The 16,558-nt window shown below is 60.7% G+C and carries 16 protein-coding genes; 4 read left to right on the forward strand and 12 right to left on the reverse strand.

Translation table 11 applies throughout. From position 1 onward, the window contains the following. Positions 1-60 precede the first annotated feature (60 nt). Together AB4P94_RS30535 and AB4P94_RS30540 are read left to right on the forward strand one after the other, a co-directional pair. Positions 61-1,554, forward strand: coding sequence for a M91 family zinc metallopeptidase (locus tag AB4P94_RS30535; protein WP_395608774.1), 1,494 nt, complete (start codon positions 61-63; stop codon positions 1,552-1,554). 152 nt (positions 1,555-1,706) lie between these two features. After that, positions 1,707-2,591 carry a polysaccharide deacetylase family protein gene (locus tag AB4P94_RS30540; RefSeq protein WP_395608775.1) on the forward strand — a complete coding sequence of 295 codons (885 nt, stop codon included), beginning with the start codon at positions 1,707-1,709 and terminating at the stop codon, positions 2,589-2,591. 133 nt (positions 2,592-2,724) lie between these two features. On the opposite strand, the gene pcaC is transcribed toward AB4P94_RS30540, so the two are convergent. The 11 genes from pcaC to pcaR all read right to left on the reverse strand — a co-directional run bounded on the left by pcaC (position 2,725) and on the right by pcaR (position 13,512). Next, positions 2,725-3,120 carry a 4-carboxymuconolactone decarboxylase gene (pcaC, locus tag AB4P94_RS30545; protein ID WP_116628293.1) on the reverse strand — a complete coding sequence of 132 codons (396 nt, stop codon included), beginning with the start codon at positions 3,118-3,120 and terminating at the stop codon, positions 2,725-2,727. 10 nt (positions 3,121-3,130) lie between these two features. After that, complete coding sequence (gene pcaD, locus AB4P94_RS30550) at positions 3,131-3,922, reverse strand: 3-oxoadipate enol-lactonase (RefSeq protein ID WP_395608776.1); 792 nt, start codon at positions 3,920-3,922, stop codon at positions 3,131-3,133. 10 nt (positions 3,923-3,932) lie between these two features. Further along, positions 3,933-5,297 (reverse strand): 3-carboxy-cis,cis-muconate cycloisomerase, encoded by a 1,365-nt coding sequence (locus AB4P94_RS30555; RefSeq protein ID WP_395608777.1) that lies wholly within the window; start codon positions 5,295-5,297, stop codon positions 3,933-3,935. Between the two features lie 9 nt (positions 5,298-5,306). Further along, positions 5,307-6,602, reverse strand: a complete 1,296-nt coding sequence (locus AB4P94_RS30560) for an MFS family transporter (RefSeq protein ID WP_395608778.1) — start codon at positions 6,600-6,602, stop codon at positions 5,307-5,309. A gap of 186 nt (positions 6,603-6,788) precedes the next feature. Next, positions 6,789-7,355: a protocatechuate 3,4-dioxygenase subunit alpha gene (gene pcaG / locus AB4P94_RS30565; RefSeq protein WP_395608779.1), complete on the reverse strand. Its 567-nt coding sequence runs from the start codon at positions 7,353-7,355 to the stop codon at positions 6,789-6,791. 1 nt (position 7,356) lies between these two features. After that, positions 7,357-8,061 (reverse strand): protocatechuate 3,4-dioxygenase subunit beta, encoded by a 705-nt coding sequence (gene pcaH / locus AB4P94_RS30570; RefSeq protein WP_395608780.1) that lies wholly within the window; start codon positions 8,059-8,061, stop codon positions 7,357-7,359. A 17-nt stretch (positions 8,062-8,078) separates the two neighbouring features. Then, on the reverse strand, positions 8,079-9,281 hold the full coding sequence (gene pcaF, locus AB4P94_RS30575; RefSeq protein WP_395611407.1) for a 3-oxoadipyl-CoA thiolase: 1,203 nt from the start codon (positions 9,279-9,281) through the stop codon (positions 8,079-8,081). Next, positions 9,278-10,057 (reverse strand): CoA-transferase subunit beta, encoded by a 780-nt coding sequence (locus AB4P94_RS30580; RefSeq protein WP_395608781.1) that lies wholly within the window; start codon positions 10,055-10,057, stop codon positions 9,278-9,280. The genes pcaF and AB4P94_RS30580 overlap by 4 nt, the downstream gene beginning before the upstream one ends. Next, positions 10,057-10,914: a CoA transferase subunit A gene (locus tag AB4P94_RS30585; protein WP_395608782.1), complete on the reverse strand. Its 858-nt coding sequence runs from the start codon at positions 10,912-10,914 to the stop codon at positions 10,057-10,059. Before AB4P94_RS30585 ends, AB4P94_RS30580 begins: the two co-directional genes overlap by 1 nt. A gap of 270 nt (positions 10,915-11,184) precedes the next feature. Continuing rightward, positions 11,185-12,525: an MFS transporter gene (locus tag AB4P94_RS30590; protein WP_395608783.1), complete on the reverse strand. Its 1,341-nt coding sequence runs from the start codon at positions 12,523-12,525 to the stop codon at positions 11,185-11,187. A gap of 144 nt (positions 12,526-12,669) precedes the next feature. Further along, a complete protein-coding gene (gene pcaR / locus AB4P94_RS30595; protein ID WP_395608784.1) occupies positions 12,670-13,512 on the reverse strand; it encodes a pca regulon transcriptional regulator PcaR in 843 nt (280 codons plus the stop codon). Between the two features lie 538 nt (positions 13,513-14,050). Between pcaR and AB4P94_RS30600 the strand changes: the two genes are divergently transcribed. Beyond that, on the forward strand, positions 14,051-14,251 hold the full coding sequence (locus AB4P94_RS30600) for a hypothetical protein (RefSeq protein ID WP_003172389.1): 201 nt from the start codon (positions 14,051-14,053) through the stop codon (positions 14,249-14,251). Positions 14,252-14,575: 324 nt separating this feature from the next. After that, on the forward strand, positions 14,576-16,051 hold the full coding sequence (locus AB4P94_RS30605) for an inorganic phosphate transporter (RefSeq protein ID WP_176994764.1): 1,476 nt from the start codon (positions 14,576-14,578) through the stop codon (positions 16,049-16,051). Positions 16,052-16,327: 276 nt separating this feature from the next. On the opposite strand, the gene ccoM is transcribed toward AB4P94_RS30605, so the two are convergent. Continuing rightward, positions 16,328-16,444, reverse strand: a complete 117-nt coding sequence (gene ccoM / locus AB4P94_RS30610; RefSeq protein ID WP_017137226.1) for a cytochrome c oxidase subunit CcoM — start codon at positions 16,442-16,444, stop codon at positions 16,328-16,330. Positions 16,445-16,558 lie beyond the last annotated feature (114 nt).

A 16,558-nucleotide genomic window follows, 5' to 3' on the forward strand; every position in this document is an offset into this window, starting at 1 on the left:
CGAGCCTGTCACTCTCTCGACTGACGGATACCAGCATCCGACAAGAAAGGTGACCTCCCAATGCGTTCGACCCCGTCAAACCAAGCCCCCTTCATCGCGCCCCCTCAACCTCCTGCCGCCAACAATCCACTCACCCCGCCTGTCGCAGCACCGATCATTCACCGCGAAAAACAGAAGCTGGTGGATGACGGTACCTTGAGTGCCAGCCGCCTGCTGATCCGGGAAAACAGCAACCCCGGGGGCCCCAAACTGCTGGAGGAAGTGTTTACCCTCGAAACCGGTGACACCTCAGACGTAATCCATATCAGCCAACGTCCCGACGGCCAACTGCATGTCCAAGTAAACGGCCGCGACTATGCCTTTGATACAAGCAAGGGCCATCCAACCCTCCAGCATTTCCTCTACATCAAAACCAATGGCGGGGACGACCGCATTACCATCGCCCCCAATGTGACGTTCAAGGTAGAGATCAGGGCCGGGGATGGCGACGACACGGTCCAGGCGGGAAGCGGTGAAACCCGGGTCTACGGCGGGCGCGGCAATGACCAGATCCGTCTTGGCAGCGGAACAGGCTATGCAGAAGGCAATGAGGGCGACGATACGATAATGGGGGGGACCGGCCACGCGGTCATGTACGGTAACGGTGGTCACGATCGTCTGTATGCAGGCAGCGGACCATCCACCAAACACAACCACCTGGATGGCGGTACAGGCGACGACCAGCTATACGCAGGCAATGGCTATTCGGTACTCAATGGCGGTCCGGGTAACGACCTATTGGTCGGCCATGACCACACCGCCTTTTACACCGGCGAGGGGCGTAACACGGTATGGGCCAATTCCATCAAGGCCCGTATCTACGCACAAGCGACGGATCGCCTGATCGGCGCCCAAAACTCAAGCGTCACTTACGTGAAACCCTCCGAGGCCGGTCGCCAAGCCTTCAGCATCGAAGGGCCTGCCGATTTCATTCAGCGGGTCGAGGATGATCTGGCGCTGCTGCGCGCGTCACCCCAAGGGCAAAAAATGCTGGAGGCCCTGGATAAGGCGGCGCTGCAAAACGGGGGCCCTGTCAACATTGTGCCGTCCAACGGGCATGGTGACTCCTACGACTTCTGGAGCACAGCACTGCAAAAACTGGAAGACGCTCATCAGCTTGTCTACGTTCCGGATGCTCCCAGGGACGGCTACATCAAGGACGGGGTGGCCGGTGCGCGCGCGGACAAAGCGACGATTTTCTACGACCCGGCAGACATCCACGAAGACGGTGACGTGCTCTTGCCACTGCTGCTGCTTTACCATGAGATGGCGCACGCCTGGAACGGCGCCAACGGTACATTCCTTCCAGGTTCGAGCGATCCGACCCAGGATCATCCCGAGCGACCCGGCCCGCCCAACGCAGAACTGCAAGCCGTCGGTTTGGCGACCAACGCGCCGCCCTTCGACTTCGATAACGACCCCTCCACGCCCCCCACCTCAACCAACCCTGCCCCCTTTAGCGAGAATTCGCTGAACCAGGAAATGGGCAAGCCATTGCGCCAACGCTACGCCTGACAAAGGAGGCCGCAACCACAGCACGCCGCCCTTAAGATCAGCGGCACTATTTATCGGTGATGCCAGGCGTGATCATGCTGTATCGTGCTCGCGCCCGTTACCCGGCACAGGGAGTTCATCAACACGGATCCCCCCTCATCATCCAGGCCGCCATGAAATACCTTCTTGTCATTCTGTCGATTCTGCTCAGCGGCTGTATCGGCGCGCCCATCGCCCTGACGCCGCAGACCGAGCAGCGTTTGCAGGCCCAGGCCCCTATCCGCTTCCTGTTGACCTTCGATGACGGCCCCAGCGCTTCGGGCTACAACAACCCGAGCCGTTCGGTGGCGGCGGACCTGGCGAACAACCCGATACTGCCGGGCATCAAGGCGGTGTTTTTCCTGCAGACCGAAGCGTCCCGCTCCGGCGGCAGCCGCCGTGGCCACAAAACCATGGAACGCGAGTTCGCGGCCGGCCATATCCTGGCCTTCCATACAGCCACGGCGTTTCATACCAACCACCGTTGGTTGAGTGACGCTGAACTGGAAAGCACCCTCACCCGGGGCGCGGCCGATATTGCCTCAATCACCGGCAGCCCGCCGGCGCTGGTACGCCCGCCCTTCTGGAACTATGACAAGCGTACGTTTGCCGCCTACACCCGCCATGGCCTGCACGTTTTGCTGACCGACCTGAGTGCCAATGACGGCAAAATCTGGGGCTTCAACGGCAGCCCGCGCCGTCGCGCCAACCTGTACCGGCAACTGTCGGTGCTGCGTGAACACATTGCCTTGGGCGAACTGCCGACAGTGGACGGCGTGATCCCGGTGGTGGTGACCTTCCACGACATCAACCGCTACACCGCGCGGCATATGCAGGAATACCTGCAAATCCTGATGGACAGCGCCCGGATCAACGGCATGAAAACCGCAGCCGAACCGTTCTACACCGACACTGCCACACTGGAACGCGCGGCGCTGGCGCGCACGGTCAAGGACGTGAATGAACCGGTGCATTTGCCGGGGGTATGGAATTGGGTGTGGGATGCGGATTCCCATTGATCTCCGAAGCCCGGTGGAGATCAAAAATGTGGGAGCGGGCTTGCTCGCGAATGCGGCCTTTCATTCGACGACTGTGTCACTGACCCACCGTATTCGCGAGCAAGCCCGCTCCCACAGGTGATCGCATTTCAATTCAGGCTTCGCGCGACTCAACCCCCAGCTCATCCCACACCGACTCCGCCAGGTGAAACGTCGCATTCGCCGCAGGAATCCCGCAGTAGATCGCACTCTGCATCAGCACCTCCTTGATCTCGGCGCGGGTTACGCCGTTGCTGGCGGCGGCGCGCAAGTGCAGCTTGAGTTCTTCGCTGCGGTTCATGCCAATCAGCATGGCGATGGTGATCAGGCTGCGGGTATGCCGCGGCAAGCCCGGGCGGGTCCAGATATCACCCCAGGCGTGGCGGGTGATCATTTCCTGGAACTCGCTGTTGAACTCGGTCAAGGCGTTGAGGCTGCGGTCGACATGGGCGTCGCCCAGCACTTCACGGCGGACTTGCAGGCCGTCGGCGTAACGTTGTTTCTCGTCCACAAAAAGCTCCTCAGCGGGCCAGCAAAAATTCAATCACCCGGTCGCTGAACTCAGCACCGGCCTGAACGTTGGACAGGTGCGCCGCGTAAAACTCGGCGTATTCGGCGCCCTGTACATGGGCCTGGATGAAGTGGCTGCCGGCCGGTGGCGTGACCGCGTCTTCACTGCCGGCGACCACCAGGGTCGGCACCTTGATCGCGGCCAATTGCTCACGAAAATCCGCATCGCGCACGGCCCCGCAGTTGGCGGCGTAACCTTCAGGCGAGGTGGCGGCAAGCATGTCAGTGATCAGCTTGGCCTGATCGGGATGAGCCTCGGCAAAGTCGGCCGTGAACCAGCGGGCAATAGACGCATCGCGCAACGCGACCATGGCCGCCGCGCCATCGCGCAGCACCATTTCAATGCGCGGGTTCCACACCTCGGGTGTGCCGATTTTGGCGGCGGTGTTGCATACCACCAGGCGCTGCAGGCGTTCACCGGCGTTAATGCCCAACCACTGGCCGATCAAACCGCCCATGGACAGCCCGCAGAAATGCGCGCGCTGGATATCCAGTGCATCCAGCAGCGCAATCACGTCACGGCCCAGTTGCTCAATGCTGTAGGGGCCGGCGGTGACCAGGGATCTGCCATGGCCACGGGTGTCAAAACGCAACACGCGAAAGTGCTCGGTGAAAGCCGGAATCTGGAAGTCCCACATGTGCAGGTCGGTGCCCAGCGAGTTGGACAGCACCAACACCGGCGCATCCACCGGGCCGTCGAGCTGGTAATGCAGTTCGCCCTCGGCGAGTTGTACAAAGGCCACAGCGGTCTCCTTACGCGGTCAATGCAAAATGTTCGGTTACAGCGCGGCTGACCCAAGTGTGGGCCAGGCCCAGGTAGTGGGCTGGATCGAGCAGGCGGTCCAGTTCAGCCGCTGACAGCTCGGCACTGACTTGGGGTTCATCGGCCAATACCGCGCGCAGATGCCGCCCTTGCGCGACCGCCCGTTTGCAACACTGCTCCAGCAGATGGTGCGCCGTCTCACGGCCCAAACGTTGGGCCAGCACGCTGCTGACGGCTTCGGCCAACACCAGGCCCTGGGTCAAATCGAGGTTTTGCGCCATGCGCTCAGCGTCGACTTCCAGCCCCTCACCTATCAGCAGCGCCTGCTTCAAGGCACCCGATACCAGCAGGCAAATCTGCGGCAAGGTTTCCCACTCGGCATGCCACAAGCCCAGGCTGCGTTCGTGTTCCTGGGGCATGGCGCTGAACATCGTCGCCACCAGGCCCGGCACGCGAGTGGCGGCACTGATCAGCACAGCAGCGCCCACCGGGTTGCGTTTGTGCGGCATGGTTGATGAGCCGCCTTTGCCCGGCGCCGAGGGTTCGAATACTTCTGCGGCCTCAGTCTGCATCAGCAAGCTGATATCACGGCCGAGTTTGCCGAGGCTGCCGGCGATCAAGCCAAGCGCACTGGCAAACTCCACCAAGCGGTCGCGCTGGGTGTGCCAGGGTTGCTCGGGCAAGCCCAGTTGCAGCTGCGCCGCCAACGCCTCGGCCACCGGCAGAGCGTGCTCGCCAAGCGCCGCGAGGGTGCCGGAGGCGCCGCCAAATTGCAGCACCAGCAAGCGTGGTTTCAATTCGGCCAGCCGCTGGCGGCTGCGCGTCACCGCCCCCAGCCAACCGGCGATTTTCATCCCCAGGGTGACCGGCGTCGCGTGTTGCAGCCAGGTGCGCCCGGCCAACGGCACGCCCGCATAACGCTGCGCTTGCGCCGCCAGAATCTCACCCAACTGCGCCAGGTCTGCCTCGATCAAGGCCACAGCGCGGCGCAGTTGCAGCACCAGCCCGGTGTCCATCACATCCTGGCTGGTCGCCCCCAAATGCACATAACGCTCGGCGCCAGCGTCTTCAGCGGCAATCAACTTGCCCAACGCCTTCACCAAGGGGATCGCCGAATTCCCCGCCGTGGCAATCGCCACGCCGAGGGCATCCACGTCGTACAGTGAAGCCAGGCAAGCCTGTGCAATCGGCGCGACAGCCACCTGGGGGATCAGCCCGACCCGGGCCTGCGCCCGGGCCAGACCGGCTTCGAAATCCAGCATGCCCTGCAGGCGCCCTTGGTCGCAGAACACCTCGGCCATGCTGTCAGCGGTGAAGTAAGCGTCGAACAGTTGAGCGCTCGTGCGCAGTGTCATAACTCATCCCTAGAGGTCATGGTGCAAATACGCCGCCTGTTTCGGCAGGCGCAAGCTGAAGAGGAAGGCAATCGCCATCATCGCGGTGACATACCAGTAGAACGTGTTTTCCATGCCAATGGATTTCAGGCTGAGCGCGACGACTTCCGCCGAGCCACCAAAAATCGCATTCGCCACTGCATACGCCAGGCCCACGCCCAAGGCACGCACTTGCGGCGGGAACATTTCCGCTTTCACCAGCCCGCTGATGGAGGTGTAGAAACTGACAATCGCCAAGGCCAGGGTAATCAGCACAAAGGCCAGGAACGGGCTGCTGACAGTTTTCAGGGCCAGCAGGATCGGGAAGGTGAACAAGGTGCCCAGGCCTGCGAACCACAGCATGGAATTACGTCGCCCGATCTTGTCCGCCAGCATGCCGAACAACGGTTGCATGCACATGTAGAGAAACAGCGCGCCGGTCATGATGTAGCTCGACGTCTTGGCGTGCATGCCCACGGTGTTCACCAGATATTTCTGCATGTACGTGGTGAAGGTGTAGAAAATCAGCGAGCCGCCGGCGGTGTAGCCCAGCACGGTGATAAACGCTTTGCCGTGGTCGCGAAGCAACGCGACGATGCTGCCGGCGTCTTTGTCTTCACGCATTTCCTTGCTGGAGGTTTCTTTAAGGGTGCGGCGCAGCAGCAGGGAGATGACGGCGGCAATCGCGCCGATGACGAACGGAATCCGCCAGCCCCAGGCACGCAGTTCATCTTCACTGAGAAACTGCTGCAGGATCACCACCACCAGCACCGCGAGCAATTGCCCGCCAATCAGCGTCACGTATTGGAACGAGGCGAAAAAGCCCCGCTGCCCCTTGAGGGCGACTTCACTCATGTAGGTCGCCGTGGTGCCATATTCACCGCCTACCGACAAACCCTGGAACAGCCGCGCGATCAGCAGGAAAATCGGCGCCCAGATACCGATGTCTTTGTAGGTCGGCAAAAACGCGATAACCAGAGACCCGGCGCACATCATCAGCACCGAGATCATCATTGAGTTCTTGCGGCCGTGCTTGTCAGCCACGCGGCCAAACAGCCAGCCGCCAATAGGCCGCATCAGGAATCCGGCGGCAAATACACCGGCGGTGTTGACCAGTTGCACCGTGGGGTTGTCCGACGGGAAAAACGCCGGGGCAAAGTAAATGGCGCAGAAGGCGTAGACGTAGAAGTCGAACCATTCGACGAGGTTGCCGGAGGACGCCCCGACAATCGCAAAAATCCGTTTGCTGCGTTCTTCTCCGGTGTAGTGATTAGTTGTTGTTGTCATGTTTTTTCACTCAGTGGGAACGGTTATAGCCTAGACATACTTTGCAACAACCATGTTCCGCAAGCAGACTTTTGGTTAAGTGTTGTCTGGGTGGACCTCTTCGCGAGCAAGCCCGCTCCCACATTTGAAGGTATTCACAAATCAAAATGTGGGAGCGGGCTTGCTCGCGAATGATTTCAAGCCAACTCAATAATCGAAGAACACCGTTTCCCTGTCCGTGCCCTGCAAAATCACATTCCACTGATGCACACCTTGCGCATCAGGTTTGGCAATCAACGTATCGCGCCGCTCGGCAGGCACACACGCCAGCAACGGGTCATCCCCGTTCAGCGCCTCCCCCTCAAAATAAATCCGCGTCAGCAAATGCTTCACCAGGCCACGGGCAAACACCAATACCACCAGATGCGGCGCCTGGGTCGTGCCTTGCAAACCTGGCACAGCGCCCGGTTTGATGGTGGTGAAACGAAACCGCCCTTCGGCATCCACCGGCACCCGGCCAAAGCCTTCAAAATTCGGATCGACGGCTTTGTCCTGCTCATCTTCAGGATGGTCGTACTTGCCGGCGGCATTGGCCTGCCAGACTTCAAGCATGGCGTCGTTGACGACATCGCCGTTACCGTCCACCACTTGCCCGCTGATCGCCACACGCTCGCCGAGCGTGGCGGGTACGGTCAGGTCTTCACGGTTCAGCCAGGTCAGGCCGATGTGGTAATACGGCCCGACGGTGTGGGACGTGGTCGCATTGAGTGTCATCTCATTTCTCCATCGGCGTGGCGTCGCGGCCGCGCAGGACGATGTCCCAGCGGTAGCCGAGGGCATAGGAAGGAATGGTTTTTTCCAGGTCAAAACTCGCGATCAGGCGCTGCTTGGCCGAGGTGTCGGGCACGCAGTTGTAGATCGGGTCGTATTCCAGCAGCGGGTCGCCGGGGAAATACATCTGCGTGACCAGCCGCGTCAGCACGCTGGGGCCAAACAGCGAAAAGTGGATATGCGCCGGGCGCCACGCGTTGTGGTGGTTGCCCCACGGGTAGGCGCCGGGTTTGATGGTCTGGAACTGATACCAGCCGTCGGCGTCGGTAACGGTGCGGCCGGTGCCGGTGAAATTCGGGTCCAGCGGTGCGTCATGCAGGTCACGCTTGTGGTTGTAACGGCCGGCGGCGTTGGCCTGCCAGATTTCCACCAGAATGCCCGGCACCGGCAAACCGTTTTCATCCAGCACGCGGCCGTGAATGATGATGCGCTCGCCCTGGGGCTCGCCCTCATGCTGAGCCGTCAGGTCATTGTCCTTCTCGTCTACTCGCTCGGCGCCAATGGTCGGGCCGGTAATTTCCGACAGGGAATGGGGCAGAAACACCAACGGCTGGGACGGCGAACGCAGGTTCGTCGACTGGTAGGCCGGGTGCAGGTAATCAGGTTGAGTGCCCGCTTGCGGGCGCCGGTAACCGGGCTTGTCACTCATGGAGCAATCCTCTCTTATTAGACGCGTTCAATCGCCAGGGCCAGGCCTTGGCCGACGCCCACACACATAGTCGCCAGGCCTTTGCGGCCGCCGGTTTTTTCCAGCTGGTGCAGCGCGGTCAATACCAGCCGCGCGCCGCTCATGCCCAAGGGATGGCCCAGGGCAATGGCGCCGCCGTTCGGGTTGACCTGCGGCGCATCGTCGGCGATGCCCAGTTCACGCAACACCGCCAGGCCTTGGCTGGCAAAGGCTTCGTTAAGCTCGATGACGTCAAAGTCCGTCACCGCCAGGCCAAGCCGCTCGACCAACTTGCGTACCGCCGGCACCGGGCCGATGCCCATCACACGCGGTGCGACACCGGCGCTGGCCATGCCCAATACCCGCGCGCGCGCCGTCAGCCCGTGTTTTTCTACGGCGTCGGCAGACGCCAGAATCAGCGCCGCCGCACCGTCATTCACGCCCGAGGCATTGCCGGCGGTCACGGTCTTGTCCGGGCCGTTGACCGGTTTGAGTTTGGCCAGGGCTTCCAGGGTGGTGTCTCGTGGATGCTCATCGTGCTCGACCACGGTCTCGCCTTTTTTATGGGCGACCCGCACCGGCACGATTTCTTCGGCAAAAAAGCCTGCGGCTTGGGCGGCTGCCGTGCGTTGCTGACTGCGCAAAGCAAAGGCGTCCTGGTCGGCGCGGGACACGCTGTAATCATCGGCCACGTTATCGGCGGTCTGTGGCATCGCATCCACGCCGTACTGGGCCTTCATCAGCGGGTTGATAAAGCGCCAGCCGATGGTGGTGTCTTCCAGCTTCATAGTGCGCGAGAACGCCGCGTCGGCCTTGCCCATCACAAACGGCGCGCGGGACATCGACTCCACGCCGCCGGCAATCGCCAGCTCCATTTCACCGCTGGAGATGGCGCGAAAGGCGGTGCCGATGGCATCCATACCCGAAGCGCAGAGGCGGTTGAGGGTCACGCCTGGAATGCTGTCCGGCAGACCGGCCAGCAGCAACGCCATGCGGGCGACGTTGCGGTTGTCTTCACCGGCCTGGTTGGCGCAGCCGAGGAAGACTTCGTCGATCGCGCTCCAATCCGCCGACGGGTTGCGTTCGATCAATGCCTTGATCGGCAGTGAAGCCAGATCATCGGCGCGCACGGTGGCCAAGCCACCGCCAAATCGGCCGATGGGGGTACGAATGGCATCGCAGATAAACACGTCGCGCATCAGGCTTCTCCCGGTGCTTGGCCGTGGGCAGCGGCAGTACGTGCTTCCAAATCACGCAGGGCCGTCAACTCGACCTCGGTGGGCTCGGCGGTGGTACTGACCTGATCGGCAAAGCGAATCGCCCAACCGGTGGCCGCGACCACTTGCTCACGGGTCACGCCCGGGTGCAGCGCAGTGACCACGAATTCATGGGTGCCCTCTTCCGGCTCCATGGTGCACAGGTCGGTAATAATCCCTACGGGCCCGGCGCCTGGCAGGCCGAGACGCTTGCGTGAATCACCGCCCTCGCCGTGACCGACCGAGGTGATGAAATCCAGTTTGTCGACAAACGAACGCGCCGACTGCTTGAGGATGATCAGCACGCTTTTGGCGGAACCTGCAATTTCCGGCGCACCACCGGCACCCGGCAGGCGTACTTTGGGTTGGTGGTAATCACCGACCACGGTGGTATTGATATTGCCGAAGCGGTCGACTTGGGCGGCGCCGAGAAAGCCGACATCGATACGCCCGCCTTGCAGCCAGTAACGGAAGATTTCGCCGGTCGGCACCACGGTGTCGGCAGTTTCCGCCAGCTCGCCGTCACCAATCGACAGCGGCAAAACCGAAGGTTTGGCACCAATCGGGCCGGACTCGTAGATCAGCACCACGTCGGGCGATGAGGTCAGGCGTGCCAGGTTGGCGGCCTTGGACGGCAAGCCGATGCCGACAAAGCAGACAGCGCCGTTCTTGAGGCGGCGCGCGGCGGCGACGGTCATCATTTCATTGGTCGAGTAAGCCATTACTGGGCCTCCTGCGCGGCGGCCAGCTTGGCCTGGAATTCACTGAAGTCGGCGGTGCCGTGGATGTATTCATCGATCCAGGCGGTAAAGGTCCCACGGTCGCGGGCGATCGGGTCCCACGCCTGGTAGAAACGGTTGTCGCGTTCGTTGTAGCCGTGGGCGTACGACGGGTGCGCACCACCGGGAACATGGCAGACAGCCGTCAGCGCCCAGGTCGGCAGCACGCAACTGTTCATCGGCGCGTTCAAGTCGTCGACGATTTCTTCGACGGTGACGATGCAGCGTTTGGCTGCCAGCGCCGCTTCTTTCTGCACGCCGAGAATGCCCCAGAGCAACACGTTGCCCTTGCGGTCAGCCTTCTGCGCGTGGATCACGGTGACATCCGGGCGCACCGAGGGCACTGCCGCCAGCACTTCGCCGGTGAAGGGGCACGTGACGGTCTTGATCAGCGGGTTGACCTTGGGCAGGTCGGAACCGGCGTAGGCACGCAGCACCGCGAACGGCAGGCCCGATGCACCGGCAACGTAGGCATTGGCCAGGTCGGCGTGGCTGTGTTCTTCGATTTCCAGCGGTTGCGGCCATTGTTTCTCGACCGCGTCACGCAGGCGATGCAGAGAGCCCACGCCCGGGTTGCCGCCCCAGGAGAAAATCAACTTGCGGGCGCAGCCGGCGCCGATCAACTGGTCGTAGATCAGGTCAGGCGTCATACGCACCAGCGTCAGGTCTTTCTTGCCCTGACGAATGATTTCATGACCCGCAGCCGTAGGGATCAGGTGGGTGAAGCCTTCCAGTGCGACGGTATCGCCGTCGTTCACGAATCGCTTCACCGCGTCGCGCAGCGCAAGAATTTCAGCCATGGGGTTCGGGCTCCCGGTATGGATCGAAAAAGGCGCTGAGGTGGCGCCGAAGTGCTTGAAGGTTAAGCCGGGGAAATGAGCCAAACAATCCGATAATCGACTCAGCGTTCGATTATCGAACGAATTGTTGCCTGGCTAACTTTATGTGCTGACTCGGTCAATGTGGGAGCGGGCTTGCTCGCGAAAGCGGTGTATTAGCCACCATATAGGGCGACTGACACTACGCATTCGCGAGCAAGCCCGCTCCCACATTTTTTACCGCATCAGGCCTTAAGTCGCGTCCGCATGGCTGACCAAGCCTTTGATCACCACGGCGGCAGTGGCCAAAGCGGCCGGAACCACCAGCGCAGTCAGCACTTGCTCGAAGTTCCAACCAAGGCCGAGCAAAGTGGCGCCCATCCAGGCCCCGAGGATCGCGCCGAAGCGACCGATGCCCAGCATCCACGACACGCCGGTGGCGCGGCCCTGGGTCGGGTAAAAGCGCGCGGCCAGCGACGGCATTGCCGATTGCGCGCCGTTGACGCACATCCCGGCAACCAATACCAAGGTCGCCAGCAAGGTGATATTGCCCAGGCTCTGCCCCACCGCGTAGGCAAACACTCCGGCCAACAGGTAGAAAGTGCCGATGACCTTGTGCGGGTTGAACCGGTCCATGGCCCAGCCCACGCCGACTGCGCTGAGCACGCCGCCAAACTGGAACAACGCACCGATAAATGCTGCCTGCTCCATGCTGGCACCGCTGTCGCGCATCAAGGTTGGCAGCCAACTGGTGAGCAGGTACACGATCACCAGGCCCATGAAGTAGGTGAGCCATAGCAGCAAGGTGCCGGCGCTGTAGGTGCCGGAGAAGATCACCGCAAATACATTGCGCGCCTTGACAGTTTTTTGCTCGGGCACACTGAAACTGGTGGCCTGGGCGACAAGGTTGGGCTCAATGGGTGACAAGGTTTTGCGCACTTTGTCGGTCCCGCGATTACGCACCACCAGATAGCGTGCCGACTCCGGCAGCCAGAGCACCAGCACCACCGCCAGAACCAACGGCAGAATGCCGCCGATCATCAACAGCGCGTGCCAGCCGAACGCCGGGATCAGCTTGGCCGAGATAAACCCGCCGCCCGCCATGCCGAGGTTGAAGCCGCAGAACATGCTGGTCACCAGCAGCGACTTGTGGCGCTCGGGTGTGTATTCGGACAGCAGCGTGGTGGCATTCGGCATCCCCGCGCCCAGGCCCAGCCCGGTGAGGAAGCGCAGTACCAGCAATTGGTCGACGTTAGCGCTGTAAGCCGACGCCAGGCTAAACGCGCCGAAGACCAGTACCGCGCCGACGAGCACCACTTTGCGGCCAAAGCGGTCGGCCAGCGGGCCCGAGCCCAGTGCGCCGAACACCATGCCGATCAGCGCGGCACTCATTACCGGCCCAAGGCTGGCGCGGTCGATGCCCCAATCCTGGGACAGCGCCGGCGCGATGAAGCCCATGGCCGCCGTGTCGAGGCCATCGAGGAAAACAATCAGGAAACACAGGATCACCACACGCCATTGGTAGCGTGACAAGGGCTGGGTGTTGATAAAGGACTGCACGTCCAGGTTCGTACCGACAGAAGGCTGATTCATTATTCTTATTTCCACACCGATGGGCGGGCTGACGACCCGTGGCCGTCGTTATTATTGGGCGCTTGCAAAGCGCTGCCGCACATTAATAAGCCTGGGGAAACACCGTCAATTCATCAAACCGGGATCTGTGCGGTCACCGAACACTTAGGCAAACAGCTGTGCACTCAGCTCGCGGCTGGCACTGAGCATGCTCGGCAGGAAACGTTGCTCCAGTTCGCTGCGGCTGACCCGGCCGGCATGGGTACTGACATTGAGCGCAGCCAGCACCTGGCCGGACGCGTCGTACACGGGCACGGCAATGGAACGCAGGCCCTGTTCCAGTTCCTGATCCACAATGCACCAGCCCTGCTGGCGAACCTGTTGCAGGCACTCAAGCAATGATTCAGGCGTGGTCAGGGTTCGGCTGGTCTTGGTTTGCAGGTCGGCGTGGTCGAGGTAGTCCTTGAGGGATGCATCATCCAGCGCCGCCAGCAGGATACGACCCATGGACGTGCAGTACGCCGGCAAGCGCCCGCCCACCGACAGATCGACGGAGATCAGCCGCTGAGTCGTGGCGGAGCGGGCGATATAAAGAATGTCGTCGCCCTCCAGCGTGGCCATGTTGCAGGCTTCGTGGAGCTGCTCGCTCATGCGGTCCAGATAGGGCTGGGCCGATACTGCCAGCGGGGTGGATGACAAATAGGCATGGCCCAGGGTCAGGACTTTGGGCAGCAGCGAATAGGTACGCCCGTCGGTGGTGGCGTAGCCGAGCTTGATCAGGGTATGCAGGCAACGCCGTACGGCCGCGCGGGGAATCTCGGTGCGGTGGCTGATCTGGGCGATGGTCAGGTGGCGTTTGCGCTCCTGGAATGCCTGCACCACGGCCAGGCCGCGGGCCAGGGAGGTCATGAAGTCCGGATCGCCGGTGAACGCCTGGATGCGCTTGGCGGGTGAAGCCACGATCGGCGGCGCCACTGACGCGAAGGAGTTGCGCAATTGATCGTTCATTTCAAGGGTCCTTTCTCTTGTTTTCAACCACTGGGAGGGTTGGCTGCTATTACAAGCCGCACCCGTCGGGACGCACAAGACAGCCTAGGCAACATTGGGCGATTATCGGACGGTCATTCGATTATCGCAATTTTGCGGGCTGTCAGGCCGCAGCCGTCATAATTTTCTGGCTCTCACACAGTTAGTTAGAAGAGTGCAGAGTTTTATGATGCGTGTGCTTCACACATTCTGACGACGCTATGTAACAAACCCCTCACAAAGCCTTCACGCTTTTTAACTTCAGGGTGATAGTGTTATTCAAATGCGCCGCTATAATGCACCGTGTGCAGAGGTCGGCCCGGTAGTCATATCAGGGCAGGAGCTCACTCGGTGCTGCAGGTTGCAGCACCGCAGGTCACAAGTAGATGCTTAAAAGAACTGCCCTTCGGCCCGTCTTTTCAAACTTGAACGGTTGCAGTGTTCAACTTGAAATAACCCGAGGGTATCTTTCAGGCAGCGTGCTGCACACTAAATACACTTAACTCAATTAGGTAACACTGTGACGAAAGACGAACTGCGCGCGGAACTTGAGCGCCAGGAGCAACGTTACAAGGATGTTTACGGCGGGGAAGTCACCACCTACGCCGCCCAGCCAGAGCCGGAGCGCAAACCATGGCGCAAACGAGCGAGCTTGCTGGATCAGGCCTTTGCCCAGGAAATCCAAAAGATTGAACAGGAACTCAAAGCCGAAGAGCCATAAGCACTTCGGGTTGAGCCATCAGGTTTAGCCACCGCCGCTGGCGCATTGCCAGTGGTGGGCAAGCTCACTTTTGTCACGCGGCCGACCGCCGGCAGCGAAATTTCGTACAAATGTTTCAGACATGACGTTTGGATGACAAAACCTCGTTATTTTGACCCCGCGCTTTATAAATCAAAGACTTGCCAAAGCCCCGAAAACCCTGGGATGCGCCTTCCTGCACCATGGTTTTTCAGTGAAGATTGTTACCGATGAGCAGCTAGTGCATCGATTACTGAGGTTTTCTGGCATAATCGCGCCCCCTTACGACCGGGTCAGAAAACCTTCATGATCGATTTATTCAGCGGACTGGATGCTTGGGTTCTAGTGAGCCTGTTGCTCGCCCTGGCCTTTGTCCTCGCCTTCGAGTTCATCAATGGCTTTCATGACACCGCTAACGCGGTGGCCACAGTCATCTATACCAAAGCCATGCCGCCGCACCTGGCCGTGTTCTTCTCCGGGGTGTTCAACTTCCTCGGCGTGTTGCTCGGCGGTGTCGGCGTCGCCTACGCCATCGTGCACTTGCTGCCGGTGGAGTTGCTGATCAATGTGAACACCGGCCATGGTTTGGCAATGGTTTTCTCCTTGTTGGCCGCGGCGATCACCTGGAACCTGGGCACCTGGTACTTCGGTATCCCTGCCTCCAGCTCCCACACCCTGATCGGCTCGATTCTCGGTGTCGGCCTGGCCAATGCCCTGATCAACGACATCCCCCTGGCTGACGGTGTGAACTGGCAGAAGGCGATCGATATCGGTGCCTCGTTGGTGTTCTCGCCGATGGCCGGTTTCCTGGTCGCAGCCCTGGTGCTGATCGGCCTGAAATGGTGGCGCCCGCTGTCGAAGATGCACAAGACCCCGGACCAGCGCCGCAAGCTTGACGACAAGAAACACCCGCCGTTCTGGAACCGCCTGGTGCTGGTGATCTCGGCCATGGCCGTGAGCTTCGTACACGGCTCCAACGATGGCCAGAAAGGCATCGGCCTGATCATGCTGGTGTTGATCGGCATCGTGCCGGCGCAGTTCGTACTCGACCTGGGCAGCACCACTTACCAGATCGAACGCACCCGCGATGCCACCGTGCATTTGAGCCAGTTCTACCAGCGCAACAACGCCACGCTCGGTGAATTCCTGGCCCTGGGCAAAAGCGTGAAGAACGACCTGCCAGGCAAGTTCCAGTGCAACCCGCAGCAGACCGAACCGACCATCAGCGCGCTGATGGAAACGCTCAAAGGTGTTTCGGACTACCACTCGCTGACCGCCGAACACCGCATTGAAGTGCGCCGTTACCTGCTGTGCCTGGACGACACCGCGAAGAAAGTCGGCAAGCTGCCGGGCCTGGATGCGCGTGAGAAGTCCGACTTGGACAAACTGCGCAAAGACCTGACCGCCACCACCGAATACGCACCGTTCTGGGTGATCCTTGCGGTCGCACTGGCGTTGGGCCTGGGCACCATGGTGGGCTGGAAGCGCGTGGTACTGACCATCGGCGAGAAGATCGGCAAGCAAGGCATGACCTACGCCCAAGGCATGTCGGCACAGATCACCACCGCGAGCATGATTGGCCTGGCCAACATCTTCAGCTTGCCGGTTTCGACGACCCATGTACTGTCGTCGGGTGTTGCCGGGACCATGGTTGCCAACAAAAGCGGCCTGCAAGGCGGCACCGTGAAAACCATCCTGATGGCTTGGGTGTTGACCTTGCCGGCGACCGTGGGCCTGTCGGCCGGGTTGTTCTGGCTGGCGTCCAAGGCGCTGGGCAGCTGATAAGCCGTCCGTAATAAAAAAAGGTGCGATCCGTGAGGTTCGCACCTTTTTTTATGTCTGTTTAGTTAGCTGATCCAAAGTCAGACACGATCCAAATGTGGGAGCGGGCTTGCTCGCGAATACGGTATGCCAGGCACAAAATTTTTAACTGATACACCGCATTCGCGAGCAAGCCCGCTCCCACAGGGGCCAGCGCCGTTACTTAAATCATGCGCAAAAAAAAGGGCGACCGAAGTCGCCCAAAATGCCTTGCGTGCTCATAAAACCCGGAAAGACTTACGGTTCTTTACGCTTATTAGCGTCCTTCCAGATAAAAATCCCGAACCCTACAAAAAACAACACCATGAGGCTGACCGTCAGCACTCCAGCAAACACCACATTATCGAAAAACATGACCGGCCTCCCGCTCGTGCCCTGTTGCGATAGGGCTAAGTTAAAGGAGAAGGCGGGTTGGAAAATTGACGGGGATCAATGTCGCCCGCAACGGGGCGTAAAGAAGGGCAATAA

It is taken from the genome of Pseudomonas sp. B22129 (genome assembly GCF_044218875.1).
Classification (GTDB): Bacteria; Pseudomonadota; Gammaproteobacteria; order Pseudomonadales; family Pseudomonadaceae; genus Aquipseudomonas.